Raw genomic sequence first — 12,779 nt, 5'->3', positions numbered from 1 at the left:
AATTCCGCTTGGTGAGATTTTGTTCAGAATTTTAATTCAGTACGTAGTTTTTAAACAGACTCTAATAGAAGGATTTTTTATAAAAAAAAGCGTAAATATAAAAAAGGCAGCCCCCACAAACATTTCGGAATATTTAGGAATAAATGGGTTTATACTAGGGGGAGCCTGAATTTAAAAGCGGTGAACTCGTATTGTGTCGATTTTTGTAAACAAATTGTTAACCTGTAGAAGGAAATTGTCGGCACCTGTAGAATTATAGATTCACCGGATCAAAAATTTAATGGCAAGAAAAAATTGAGAAACAGAAGGAGATCCCTCCATATTGGCGAATATCAAGATGTATTCTGGCAAGAAGCCTCAAATACAGAAAGGTGATGTATGATGGGGCGTATCCCGGAAGACGTAATTGAACAGATACGTCAGCATTTTGATATTGTGGATTTGATTGCCGAATATGTGCCGTTAAAACGATCGGGGCGTTCATTTGTAGGACTGTGTCCGTTTCACTCGGAAAAAACCCCGTCGTTTTCTGTGTCCCAAACCAAGCAGATGTACTACTGCTTTGGATGCGGTGCCGGAGGCAATTCGATCTCATTTATTATGCATGTGGAGAATCTTACTTTTGTGGAGGCAGTAGAACACCTCGCTAAACGTGCAGGTGTCGTTCTCCCGGAAAGGGAAGCCGCAGAGGAACATTCACCTGAAGCGATTCGCCGGAAAGAGCAGCTGAGGTGTCATGATTTAGCCGCCAGATACTACCATCATATATTGATGAACACGGAGGCGGGCGTGCCCGCCATGCGGTATCTTCAAGAACGCGGGTTGACGCTGTCCACGATCGAAGAGTTTCAGCTGGGGTACGCACCTGATCGGTGGAACATTCTTCTGACTTTCCTTAAAAAACGAGGTTTTCAAGAGGGATTTCTGGAACAGGCCGGGCTGCTTTCCCAAAGCGGCAATCAACCTGGAAGATACTTTGACCGGTTTCGGGGACGCGTGATGTTTCCGATACACGACGGTCAAGGGCGTGTGATCGGTTTTGGTGGACGTATTATTGGCCAGGGAGAACCGAAGTACCTGAATTCTCCTGAAACCGAACTTTTTCAGAAGGGGCGTCACCTGTTCAATCTTCATCGCGCAAGACAGCCGATTCGGCAAAGGAACAGGGCGATTCTGCTGGAAGGGTATATGGATGTAATCACGGCATATCAACATGGGATCAAAAACGTTGTAGCGGCGCTTGGAACTGCACTAACTTCCGAGCAGGCGAAAATTCTGCAGCGTAATGCAGGCGAGATTCTCATGATGTATGATGGCGACCGTGCGGGTCAGGATGCAGCCCTTCGCAGTTCTGAGGTAATTGCGGCAACGGGAGGCATGCCTCGGGTTACCGTTTTACCCGATGGCTTGGACCCGGACGAATACCTTAAGAAGTATGGGGCTATTGCGTTTGAACGAATTGTTGAGGAAGGCTCTGTTTCTTCTACAGCATTCAAATTGCGCATGCTTCGTAACAAAAGCCAGTTGTCTTCCCAAGAAGGTGTAATCGCGTTTCTGTCTGAAGCAGTTCGAATCGTTGCTGAAGTCAGGAGTCCAGTGGAACGAGAGACGTATTTGCGCGAACTGGCGGGAGAATTTAACGTGTCTCTCGAATCCTTGATGCAGGAAATGCAAATGACTGTATCTCAACCTAAATCTGGGGATAAACCTGCCAGTAAGTGGAATACTAATATAAATAATGGTGAGCGCATGTTCAAAAACGCGCTCAACCCGCTTCCCGCTCATGTTCAAGCGGAAAGAAAGCTCTTATCTCTTATGTTAATCGATCCGGGGGTAGCAAGACAAGTCAAAGAAACGATTGTCGATGAATTTTCAATCGAAGAGCACGCCGCTTTGGCGGTATTCCTCTATCTGTACTATGAGGATCATCAAGACGCCAATCCTGCATATTTTATTTCCAGGCTTGACGATGAACGGTTGATTCGACTGGCTTCCGAATTAGCTTTTGAGACCGAGTCCGTCGAGAACCGATCCGGTCTGGCCGAAGAATATATTCTTCGGATTCAAAAGGGCAGGGCGGAGAAACGTCTTCAAATGATCCCCAAAGAAATGGAAGAGGCAGCGAGACGAGGAGATTTTGAGACATTACGGGCTTTGACAAAGGAACAAATCGATTTGCGAAAAAAAACATGACAGACACTCCGTGGGGAAGGAGGGGTCGGGATGGTGAAGAAACCAGTGAAAAACACTCAAACAACCGAACTGACAATTGAACAAGTCAAAGAGCAGCTACTTGAGGCAGGCAAAAAACGCGGGTATTTGACATACAAAGAAATCATGGACAAACTATCGGCGTTTGAACAAGACTCGGATCAAATCGACGAGTTTTTTGAGTTGTTGGCGGATCGAGGAATCGAGGTCAGCAATGAATCAGACGATGATGAGGATGAGGACGAACTGGTTCTGGACGATAATGATGACGAAGATGTTATCCCAACCGACGCTGAAGAAGAGTTTGATTTGGGGGACTTAACGGTTCCTCCTGGAATTAAAATTAATGACCCGGTTCGTATGTATCTGAAAGAAATCGGACGTGTACCGCTCCTTTCTGCTGACGATGAGATTGAGCTGGCTAAACGAATCGAAAAAGGCGATGAGGAAGCAAAACGCCGTCTGGCTGAAGCGAACCTTCGACTCGTTGTAAGTATCGCAAAACGGTACGTGGGTCGCGGCATGTTGTTCCTTGATTTGATTCAAGAAGGCAACATGGGTCTTATCAAAGCGGTTGAGAAGTTCGACTACCGCAAGGGTTACAAATTCAGTACCTATGCAACTTGGTGGATTCGTCAGGCCATTACACGTGCAATTGCAGACCAAGCCCGCACAATTCGAATTCCGGTTCATATGGTTGAGACAATCAACAAGTTAATCCGGATCTCACGGCAGCTCCTGCAGGAATTAGGGCGCGAACCAACCCCTGAGGAAATCGCCGTTGAGATGGAAATGAGTCCCGAAAAAGTTCGGGAAATCATGAAAATCGCGCAAGAGCCTGTCTCCCTTGAAACCCCGATCGGTGAAGAGGACGATTCCCATCTCGGGGACTTTATTGAGGACCAAGAGGCTTTGGCTCCTGCGGACGCTGCTGCTTATGAGCTTTTGAAAGAACAGCTTGAAGATGTTCTTGATACTCTGACAGAGCGCGAAGAGAATGTTCTGCGCCTTCGCTTTGGTCTTGATGACGGCCGCACTCGAACCCTTGAAGAAGTAGGCAAGGTCTTCGGGGTAACACGGGAGCGTATTCGCCAGATTGAAGCGAAAGCACTGCGTAAGCTTCGGCATCCGAGCCGCAGCAAACGCCTGAAAGACTTCCTTGAATAAAAGTTCAAGCTCAATAAAAGCGAATGTTACTCACCGGCACCCGTTTTCGAGCGGGTGCTATTATTTTAAGTGCAAGGACAGCACGGATTCCCGTCGAAATAAACATAGAGACAGATTATTGGATAAGAAGGTACCCAAATGGACAAATCGAACAAAAAACTGATTTTAAAAGAGATTGACTCATGGCGTACGAACCGGTTGCTTCCGGCAGAATATTGCGATTTTTTATCGAATCTGTACGCGGAAGGTGAAACATTCAGTTCGGATCAGAAAACCAAAAACTCGTTTGGAGTGCGGAGAACCTCCGTTCCCTGGAGGCGTTTGTTCAGTTCCCTCGCTGTTTCCTTATTGTTGCTTCTGTTTGTACTTCATTTTACATCGTTTCCCAACTGGATGCAAATTGTGATCTTGGTGATTTTGACGGTTGCTTTTTATTGTCTTGCCTTTTTTGCACGGTTACCAATTGCTTTGTTGCGAATAGTCTTCCTTACGTCCGCATGTTTGTTGGTCGCTCTTGACGGATATTTTTTCGTCCGGTCGACCGGGCTGACCGATTCGCCGGAAGGTTCCCTGATGGTTTTGGTACTGGTGCTTCTGATCTGGATCGTGTCCGGCACTGCTGGAGAATCCCGAATGATTGTCAGCATCTCCTGGTTAGCAATCGGAATTTTTTATCACTTGGTTCTTCAGTACGTTCGGCAGGTGGCAGGTTCCGATTACGGCATGAATACCGTTTATTGGTTGATCTTCTCTGTTGTTTCAATTGGAGTGGGAGTGTTTTTGGGGCGCACAAAACTTTTTGTTGCCCCAAGCTGGGCGATTATCGGGGTCTTAGCGGTAATGGTGCCGGATTTTTTGTATCTCCTCTCCGGGGCGAAACCGAATTTTGTGATTGACGTTACCGCGTTTTTGAAACTTTCTTTGCTTGTTACCCTCATAATTGTTTTTCGAGAGGGGATACAAAATTGGCTCGACAGTTTCAAGATGCGCCAATATAATAGAGTTGAGTGAGAATTTCGGTTCTCCTCAATTTTTTGAAACGGACCGAACGAGCGGTCGTTCGGAGTAAACCTGAGCGAGCGTTCGGTCGGTTTGCGGGTGGTCAATCACTCAAATTTTAAATCGATCGTTGGGGAGGAGTAAGAAGATGAATTTTGATCTTACCAAAGAGCAGCAAATGATTCGGGATATGGTGAAAGATTTCGCGGACAACGAGATAGCGCCGAAAGCGGCAGAGATTGATCGTACAGCTCAGTTTCCGATCGATACTTTTAAGAAAATGGGAGAACTCGGATTGTTGGGAATTCCGTTCCCGGAGGAGTACGGCGGCGTTGGAGGAGACACAATTTCTTACGCGTTAGCGGTTGAGGAAGTTGGACGAGCGTGCGGAAGCACAGGATTAAGCTATGCGGCTGCTGTTTCGTTAGGAGCTAGCCCTATCTATTATTTTGGAACCGAAGAGCAAAAACAAAATTATCTCGTTCCTTTGGCATCGGGGGCTGCACTTGGTGCGTTCGGATTAACCGAGCCGAATGCCGGATCGGATGCGGGAGGCACTCAGACGAAAGCAGTGCTTGAAGGAAACGAATATGTAATTAACGGCTCAAAATGTTTCATTACAAACGCAACTTATGCGAAAACGGTTATTGTAACTGCGGTAACAGGCAAAACCGCCAGAGGCAAAAATATTGTATCCGCACTCATTGTTCCAACTGATACGCCCGGTTTTCGAGTCAGTAAGGAATATGAAAAGATGGGACTTCGCGGTTCGAATACGGCTGAATTGATTTTGGAGGATGTTCGCGTTCCCAAGGAAAATTTGCTTGGCGATCCGCAAAAAGGTTTTAAGCAATTTCTTTATACGTTGGATGGCGGCCGAATCTCAATCGGGGCACTGTCCGTGGGAATTGCACAGGCTGCTTTTGACTCGGCGCTGCAGTACGCAAAAGAAAGGGTTCAATTTGGGCAATCAATTTCCAAGTTTCAAGCGATTCAATTTAAATTGGCGGATATGGCCATGCACATTGAGCTGGCTCGGAACCTGGTACTGAAAGCCGCATGGTTGAAGGATCATAATCGCCCTTTTACCAAAGAGGCTGCGATGGCTAAGCTGTTCGCGTCTGAAATCTGCATGCGGACCTGCGATCAGGCTATTCAGATTCATGGCGGTTACGGTTACATGAAGGAGTATCCGGTTGAACGTTACTTGCGTGATGCAAAGTTGATGGAGATTGGCGAGGGAACGTCGGAGATTCAGCGTATGGTGATTGCACGGCAATTGGGGTGTTAAGGCTGATCTCCTGCCCGGCATTTGAGCATCCAAAGAAAATCCCGTGCCGCTTGCGGGAGATCTTTATCTCTCGGAGTTATGATATAAGTCCCTGCACTGGGTAACCGTAAGTCGGGGGTTGGTACGACGGTAAGTTTGCCCGACTGAATTTCCTCCTGGACTGTAGAAAGAGGCAGGAAGGATAAGCCAACCCCTGTCTCAATCAATTTCTTCGTGATATGCACCTGACTTACTGTCATTGGACGCATCGGTGCCTTGAGATCATGCAGTTGAAAAAGAATATCATCCCAATACTCAGGGTGATTTTTTGTGAGCAGCGGATGTCTCATCAACAATTCCCGATAGTCAGCCTGATCCGGTTTGATGGTGCCGGGTGCAACCAATGCGACCGGGTCGGGATGCAATAGTTCCGTTATTGTATCGGGATGCCCGGAAGGAAGACGGGAGAGACCGATATGGGATCGTCCGGCGGCAATTCCGCTTCCGACTGATGGAGATAAAGTAGTATAGATCCGAATTTCAACATTCCGATATCTGGAGGTAAAGTCCTGCCATATTATCGGCAGGGTAAATTCTGCGCAAAGCGGTGCCAAAAGCAGATCCAGTCGATCATCATAGCCCATTTTCCAGCGGGCAAGGTCGGATAACGCTTCATCGTGAGCTTCCAGAATTCGGTCCGCATGGATTCGGAATCTTTCTCCGGTTGCTGTTAATTTTACTTTCTTCCCTACACGCTCAAACAATGGATACCCCACAAGTTCTTCCAATTGCCGGATGTGTACCGTGACTGTCGGTTGGGCCAGAAACAGCCTTTCAGCCGCACGGTGGAAGTTCAATTCTTTTGCGACGACTACGAAGGTGCGCAGCAGTTTGAGATCCATAGTGAGTCACCTCTTCCCCTGATTAATTATATTTTATAATCGATTGCCATACAAACCTCTATTTTTCCGGAAGGAAATGTGACGATATAATGACAATGACTCGACGGAATTCGACAACAAAACATCAGAGAGGGTGGAACCGGTGATTACTTCGATCGGATTGGAAAATGTAGTTGTGGCGGAAACAGATCTCAGCCTTGTAGATGGACAAAAAGGGCAGCTGGTTTATCGAAATTATTGGGCACGTGATTTGGCTTTGGAACATTCTTTTGAGGAAGTTGCTCACCTGCTGTGGTACGGCCATTTGCCGTCCGCTGATGAACTTGCAGTTTTAAAAGAAAAATTGGCTGGAGAGCGTGAGATACCTTTTCACATCAAATCTATTATCGATGCGATACCGGAAAATGCGGATATGATGAGTGTACTGCGTACGGCCGTATCCGCTTTGGGGACTCCCGACCATGGCTGGCCTCCTACGATGGAGCAGGTGATTTCCTTAACTGCAAAGATGCCGACCATTATTGCTTACCGGTATAATCGTCTCCAGAATAAGGAGCCGAAAGCGCCTCGCGCAGATCTCGGTCATACGGCAAACTATTTGTTTATGTTGAAAGGAAAAGAAGCTTCGGAAGCGCAAGTTAGGGCATTGGATGCTTACCTGATTCTTACTCAGGAACATGGCCTGAACGCCTCGACTTTTACAGGACGTGTAGTTGCATCAACCCGTTCGGATCTGGTTTCATCGATCACTGCCGCAATCGGTGCTCTTAAGGGTCCTTTGCATGGTGGTGCACCGTCAGAGGTAACCGACATGCTGGAGGCGATTGGCACAAAAGAGAACGCAGAACCCTGGTTAAGGGCAGCACTTGAAAAAGGGGAGCGCCTGATGGGCTTCGGCCACCGTGTTTACAAAACTATGGATCCGCGTGCTGTAGCTCTCAGTAAAGTGGCTTCCAGCGTGGCCCAAGACGATCCTTGGTTAGACTTGGCGACACATGTGGAAAAAGTAGCTCTCAAATTGCTTGAAGAATATAAACCGGGCCGTGGTTTGAACACCAACGTAGAATTTTATGCAGCTGCTGTAATGCGTTCCATCGGCTTGGAGGCGGAGCTGTTCACACCAAGCTTTGCGGTAAGCCGGACGGTTGGATGGTCAGCTCACATTCTGGAGGCGGCGAACAATCGCTTGATTCGTCCGCAATCCATCTACACAGGAACAATTCCCGCGGAATAACAAACAATCTTCTTCCTTCCATTTCTCCGGAATGGAAGGATTTTTTGTTTTTTACAGAGGAAAAACGGGTCGCCGCATTGAATTTATTCAGTTGTGAATGTTGCGAATAATTTAAGTTCTGGGGGGTTGCAAATGGCAGACGCAATGCATATCACAGTTGGAAAACTGCTCGAGAAAGTCGCGAAGGAACGGCCGCATCATGAGGCGGTGGTGTATCCTGATCGGGGACTGCGCTATACTTACAAGCAGTTTGACGATGTGTGCAGACAAGTTGCCAAGGGCTTCATGAAGCTCGGAATTCAAAAGGGAGAAAACGTAGCGATTTGGGCGACTAATTACCCAGAATGGCTTACCGCTCAATTTGCTACGGGTAAGATAGGGGCTGTGTTAGTTACGGTCAACACGAACTACCGTACGGCGGAACTTGAGTATCTGTTAAAACAATCCGATTCCACTACATTGATTCTGATGGAGTCCTACCGTGGAGCCTCCTATATTGAAATGCTGTATGAAATCGTACCGGAATTGAAGAACGCAGAACCCGGCAAACTCCAATCCGAAAAGCTTCCCTTTTTGAAAAATGTGATCGTACTTGGTGAAACTCGGTACCCTGGGATGTTCCTCTGGTCGGATCTGATCAGCATGGGCGATTCAATCCGCAGCGAGGACTTGGAAGAGCGGATGAACTCCCTGCAACCGGATGATGTAATCAATATGCAGTACACATCTGGAACTACGGGATTTCCAAAAGGTGTAATGTTAACGCACAACAATATTGTGAACAATGCGGCAAATATAGCAGAATGTATGAACTTGACACATGAGGATCGCATGTGCATACCGGTTCCGTTTTTCCACTGTTTCGGTTGTGTGCTGGGCACGCTGACTTGTGTAACTGTGGGAGCCACTATGGTGCCGGTGCAGGAATTTGATGTCGTGCAGGTCCTTACCGCTGTACACGAGGAAAAATGCACAGCCCTGCATGGGGTTCCGACCATGTTTATTGCGGAATTGAACCATCCCGATTTTTCCAAATATGATCTTTCGTCTCTCCGCACGGGAATCATGGCGGGTTCGCCTTGTCCGATTGAAGTGATGAAAGCGGTTGTAGAGAAAATGGGGGCTCGGGAGATTACCATTGCCTACGGGCAAACCGAATCGTCTCCCGTGATCACGCAAACACGAACTCAGGATCCGATTGAACTTAGGGTGGCTTCGGTGGGACGTGCTTTGCCAAACGTCGAAGTCAAAATTGTGGAACCGGGCACGAAGCGTGAAGTACCAAGAGGTGTTCAGGGTGAGCTGTGCACGCGCGGTTACCATGTAATGAAAGGCTATTATAAGAACCCTGAGGCAACAGCAAAAGCGATTGACGAAGATGGTTGGCTGCACACAGGGGATCTGGCTATCATGGATGAGAACGGCTATTGCAAAATTACCGGGCGTCTGAAGGATATGATCATTCGCGGCGGAGAGAACATTTATCCGCGTGAAATTGAAGAATTTTTGTACACTCATCCGAAGGTCCTTGATGTACAAGTGATCGGCGTGCCTGATGAGAGATATGGGGAAGAGGTCATGGCGTGGATTCGTCTAAAAGAAGGAGAAACCGCGACTGCGGAAGAAATACGGGACTACTGCCTGGGCAAAATTTCCCGTTTCAAAGTCCCGCGCTATATTCAGTTCTGCAGCGAGTATCCCATGACTGCCTCAGGTAAGATTCAAAAGTTCAAGCTGCGTGAAGAGGCAATTGATCTGCTGAATTTGCACAAGGCTAATTCAATCGAGACTGCATAAAGATGGGAGCGTGTCCTTGAAGGGCACGCTTTTGAGTTCGTGAGGGAATCGGGTATAATGGATTTCGGTGATTCAATTGAAACTGTCGAAACGATTGCAGCAGGTTGCAAGTCTGGTGCCAAATGGGGCGACTCTTGCGGATATTGGGAGTGACCACGCGTACCTTCCTGCATACTTAATTGAAGAAGGCCGGATCCGGTTTGCGATAGCCGGCGAAGTGAATCAAGGTCCGTATGAAACAGCAAAACGAACGGTTGAGGAAGCGGGCTGCTCTGAACGAATCAGAGTCCGTAAAGGAAACGGTCTGGAAGTTCTGGAAGCGGGAGAAGTCAATACTGTTACTATTTGTGGCATGGGCGGCGGAACGATTGTCGATATTCTGTCTCGGGGAAAAGACAAATTAACGGGTGTTCGACAACTTGTCCTGCAGCCTATGGTGGACGGTGACCAATTGCGCAGATGGCTGCATGCCAATGGGTGGCGGATCGCGAAGGAGGAACTTGTCGTCGATGAGGGAATTCTATACGAAATCCTGAAGGCGGAACCGGGGTATGAGCGTTACCATGACGATTTGTGGTACGAAGTAGGCAGCGTTGAACTATTGCGGCATCATCCTTTATTTCCTGATAAATTGAAAGCCGCCATTGGAAAGATCGATCGGGTGCTGAAAAGTTTGCGGAAGGCTCAGGGAGAAGAGGCGTTACAAAAGCAGGAGGCCCTTGTTCAAAAGAAAAAAAGACTTGAGGAGGTACTCCGTCTATGCAAACCACAGTAAAAGATGTGATCCGGGTATTCGAAGAGTGGGTCTCACCGAATCTTGCAATGGAAGGAGATAAAATTGGCCTTCAAATCGGGAATCCCGCGAATTTGGTTTCGAAAATTCTTGTTACCTTGGATGTGACGGAAGAGGTTGTCGATGAAGCGATCCAGGCTGGTGCACAACTGATTGTAGCCCATCACGCGATTATTTATACTTCGATTAAAAGGATTCGTACGGATTCCTATTACGGTCGGACGATTGCCAGATTACTGGCAAACGATATAGCCGTGTATGTGGCTCACACCAATCTCGATATTGCAGAGGGCGGTGTGAATGATGTTCTGGCGGAATTGTTCGGTCTGCAAGACGTGGAGATTTTGGATCGTTTGCACAACCTGCGGCTTAAAAAATTGGTCGTGTTTGTACCGAAAGACCACCACGAGCAGGTTCTGGAGGCGGTTTGCTCAGCGGGAGCCGGGTGGATTGGAAATTACAGCCATTGCACCTTTAACACTTCAGGTACCGGAACGTTTAAACCTGAGGAAGGCACCAATCCTTTTATCGGTGAAAAAGGGAAGCTCGAACGGGTTGAGGAAGTACGTCTGGAAACCATCGTCCCGGAAACTTCGCAGGAGGCAGTCGTACGAGCGATGCTGGCGGCCCATCCATACGAAGAAGTCGCGTATGACCTGTATCCTCTCGAAATAATGGGGAAGCCATATGGCATTGGTCGTGTGGGGACATTGGAAAGAGAGTATCGGTTGGCTGAATTTGCACAATACGTGAAATCGAAACTGGGTGTCCCCGGGATCCGAATCGTTGGGGATCGGAACAATCAGATAAAAAAAGTCGCAATAGTAGGAGGATCCGGATCCGAATGGATTGATGCATCGGTGGGCCATGGCGCGGACGTTCTGATTACGGCAGACTTGAAATATCATGATGCCCAGGATGCTTTGTTTAAAGGGCTTTCGTTAATTGACCCGGGTCACAATGGAATGGAACGAATTGTCGTGCCTGTAGTGGCCAATTTTTTCAACCAGAAGTTTAAAGAGTTAAACTGGAACACTGAAGCAGTTTCTTCCCGGGTTTTAACCGAACCGTTTGATTTTTTATAAGTTGGACATTCTACTTTGAGACACGCCCCCATACCATGATATGGGGGTGATTTTCATGCTTGAGTGGCTGATTGCGGCATTCTGTTTACTTACGATCATTTTGGGCGGGACTTATTTGTATTATTTGGCGCATCTGATGTTGACGATTACAAAATGCCCGGATTGCGGGCGAATTATGCAGAAGGTGCTTTATACCGAATGGGAAGATTCTGAGGAACGACAGATCGTCTATGAGTGTCGTTTTTGCCAAGCTAAGCGAATTCGACCATTATATAGGGGAAAGAGATTTACCATGTATCCATGAGCAAAAACTCCCTCTTATACTTGCCGACCAAGAAGGGAATTCTGTAGTCAAGCAGATAAATCGAATATGTCGGAATAGGGGGGCTCACGAGTGAAACGATTTTGGCAGCTCTTGCTGGTTACACCGCTCCTGTTCGTTACCGTCGGAAATACCCCTGTTTATGCCGAACAACCTGTCGCTCCGGATGAATTGGCGGATGCAACTGCGGTTCCGGAAGATCATATGCTTGTGAATGCGATCCAGGACAAGTCGATCATTGTAAAAGACAAACGGATATTTCAAGAACGTTTTTTGCGAAATGCACAACAGTATGTTGAAAAATCCTCCTCAAAACCAATCGTTTTTCACGATCCTCATGTTTTTTATTGCTCCGGTTTTGTACAGCAGATTTATCGAATAAACGGAATCTGGATTCCGGCTCACTCTCTTGCTCAGCAAACGAAGTTTGGCGCCCGAATTAATAAATTTGAACACGTGGAGACGGGAGATCTTGTGTTTTTCTCGAGTTCGTCCTCAAATAAAGTCCCGGCACATGTTGCAATTGCCTTGAATCGTGAAAAGCTACTGCATGCTTCGGGCGATAACCATCAGGTTTCCGTGATTGATGTGAATGACGATATTCGTACACACTTCATGTTTGCTACTCGGTTGGTTTCATCTGTATGATGTGCAATCTTTAGGTTCTGCATTCATTTTTTTCGAGTTTACCTTGGCGTGGCTCGTTTTTTTTTGTGTGTATGACTCTTTATTTGCGAGAGAAAACAAGAAATAGAGTAAATGAAAGTGATTTTTAAGAGTTTGGATATGTTTTGTTGTCTTTTGTTAGGAACTTCAGATTGAAACCGTGTGAAATAGGTGATAAGATAAGTCTTGTCGCTGGTCGGCGACGATGACAAAAATTACGTATTGTGTTTCGGTTCGATTTTTGTTACTATATCATTTGTCACTGCGAGCCATTAGCTCAGTCGGTAGAGCACCTGACTTTTAATCAGGGTGTCGATGGTTCGAGTCCATCAT

General features: G+C 47.0%; 11 protein-coding genes. 10 read left to right on the top strand and 1 reads right to left on the bottom strand.

Annotation, left to right across the window (positions count from 1 at the left end; all coding sequences use genetic code 11):
- Positions 1-378: 378 nt before the first annotated feature.
- The 4 genes from dnaG (at position 379) to ACFO8Q_RS14770 (ending at position 5,668) form a co-directional block, all read left to right on the top strand.
- Positions 379-2,193, top strand: a complete 1,815-nt coding sequence (gene dnaG / locus ACFO8Q_RS14785; RefSeq protein WP_380026584.1) for a DNA primase — start codon at positions 379-381, stop codon at positions 2,191-2,193.
- Positions 2,194-2,223: 30 nt separating this feature from the next.
- The gene (rpoD, locus tag ACFO8Q_RS14780) at positions 2,224-3,378 is read left to right on the top strand and encodes an RNA polymerase sigma factor RpoD (RefSeq protein WP_380026583.1); all 1,155 of its coding nucleotides are present in this window, start codon (positions 2,224-2,226) and stop codon (positions 3,376-3,378) included.
- A 138-nt stretch (positions 3,379-3,516) separates the two neighbouring features.
- On the top strand, positions 3,517-4,389 hold the full coding sequence (locus ACFO8Q_RS14775) for a hypothetical protein (protein WP_380026582.1): 873 nt from the start codon (positions 3,517-3,519) through the stop codon (positions 4,387-4,389).
- Between the two features lie 136 nt (positions 4,390-4,525).
- Complete coding sequence (locus ACFO8Q_RS14770; protein WP_380026581.1) at positions 4,526-5,668, top strand: acyl-CoA dehydrogenase; 1,143 nt, start codon at positions 4,526-4,528, stop codon at positions 5,666-5,668.
- Here ACFO8Q_RS14770 and ACFO8Q_RS14765 read toward each other — a convergent pair.
- Complete coding sequence (locus tag ACFO8Q_RS14765; RefSeq protein ID WP_380026580.1) at positions 5,665-6,549, bottom strand: LysR family transcriptional regulator; 885 nt, start codon at positions 6,547-6,549, stop codon at positions 5,665-5,667. The two genes, ACFO8Q_RS14770 and ACFO8Q_RS14765, sit on opposite strands and share 4 nt — an antisense overlap.
- A gap of 142 nt (positions 6,550-6,691) precedes the next feature.
- Here ACFO8Q_RS14765 and ACFO8Q_RS14760 point away from each other — a divergent pair, with 142 nt between their 5' ends.
- The 6 genes from ACFO8Q_RS14760 to ACFO8Q_RS14735 all read left to right on the top strand — a co-directional run bounded on the left by ACFO8Q_RS14760 (position 6,692) and on the right by ACFO8Q_RS14735 (position 12,428).
- The gene (locus ACFO8Q_RS14760) at positions 6,692-7,783 is read left to right on the top strand and encodes a citrate/2-methylcitrate synthase (protein ID WP_380026579.1); all 1,092 of its coding nucleotides are present in this window, start codon (positions 6,692-6,694) and stop codon (positions 7,781-7,783) included.
- A gap of 132 nt (positions 7,784-7,915) precedes the next feature.
- The gene (locus ACFO8Q_RS14755) at positions 7,916-9,580 is read left to right on the top strand and encodes an AMP-binding protein (RefSeq protein ID WP_380026578.1); all 1,665 of its coding nucleotides are present in this window, start codon (positions 7,916-7,918) and stop codon (positions 9,578-9,580) included.
- 67 nt (positions 9,581-9,647) lie between these two features.
- Positions 9,648-10,355: a tRNA (adenine(22)-N(1))-methyltransferase gene (locus ACFO8Q_RS14750; RefSeq protein ID WP_380026577.1), complete on the top strand. Its 708-nt coding sequence runs from the start codon at positions 9,648-9,650 to the stop codon at positions 10,353-10,355.
- A complete protein-coding gene (locus tag ACFO8Q_RS14745) occupies positions 10,340-11,458 on the top strand; it encodes a Nif3-like dinuclear metal center hexameric protein (RefSeq protein ID WP_380026576.1) in 1,119 nt (372 codons plus the stop codon). The genes ACFO8Q_RS14750 and ACFO8Q_RS14745 overlap by 16 nt, the downstream gene beginning before the upstream one ends.
- A gap of 55 nt (positions 11,459-11,513) precedes the next feature.
- Complete coding sequence (locus tag ACFO8Q_RS14740; protein WP_380026575.1) at positions 11,514-11,762, top strand: hypothetical protein; 249 nt, start codon at positions 11,514-11,516, stop codon at positions 11,760-11,762.
- A 90-nt stretch (positions 11,763-11,852) separates the two neighbouring features.
- Positions 11,853-12,428 (top strand): C40 family peptidase, encoded by a 576-nt coding sequence (locus tag ACFO8Q_RS14735; protein WP_380026574.1) that lies wholly within the window; start codon positions 11,853-11,855, stop codon positions 12,426-12,428.
- The last annotated feature ends 351 nt before the right edge of the window (positions 12,429-12,779 follow it).

The organism is Effusibacillus consociatus (genome assembly GCF_042652925.1).
GTDB classification, from domain to species: domain Bacteria; phylum Bacillota; class Bacilli; order Tumebacillales; family Effusibacillaceae; genus Effusibacillus; species Effusibacillus consociatus.
Note: the sequence above shows the minus strand (reverse complement) of the source record. Positions and strands in the feature narration are given on the sequence as shown.

Excerpts from the sequence above, each read along its gene's own strand:
- ACFO8Q_RS14755 (WP_380026578.1), top strand. The coding sequence starts at position 7,916 with ATGGCAGACGCAATGCATATCACAGTTGGAAAACTGCTCGAGAAAGTC.
- ACFO8Q_RS14770 (WP_380026581.1), top strand. The coding sequence starts at position 4,526 with ATGAATTTTGATCTTACCAAAGAGCAGCAAATGATTCGGGATATGGTG.
- ACFO8Q_RS14745 (WP_380026576.1), top strand. The coding sequence starts at position 10,340 with ATGCAAACCACAGTAAAAGATGTGATCCGGGTATTCGAAGAGTGGGTC.
- ACFO8Q_RS14775 (WP_380026582.1), top strand. The coding sequence starts at position 3,517 with ATGGACAAATCGAACAAAAAACTGATTTTAAAAGAGATTGACTCATGG.
- dnaG (WP_380026584.1), top strand. The coding sequence starts at position 379 with ATGATGGGGCGTATCCCGGAAGACGTAATTGAACAGATACGTCAGCAT.
- ACFO8Q_RS14765 (WP_380026580.1), bottom strand. The coding sequence starts at position 6,549 with ATGGATCTCAAACTGCTGCGCACCTTCGTAGTCGTCGCAAAAGAATTG.
- ACFO8Q_RS14740 (WP_380026575.1), top strand. The coding sequence starts at position 11,514 with ATGCTTGAGTGGCTGATTGCGGCATTCTGTTTACTTACGATCATTTTG.
- rpoD (WP_380026583.1), top strand. The coding sequence starts at position 2,224 with ATGGTGAAGAAACCAGTGAAAAACACTCAAACAACCGAACTGACAATT.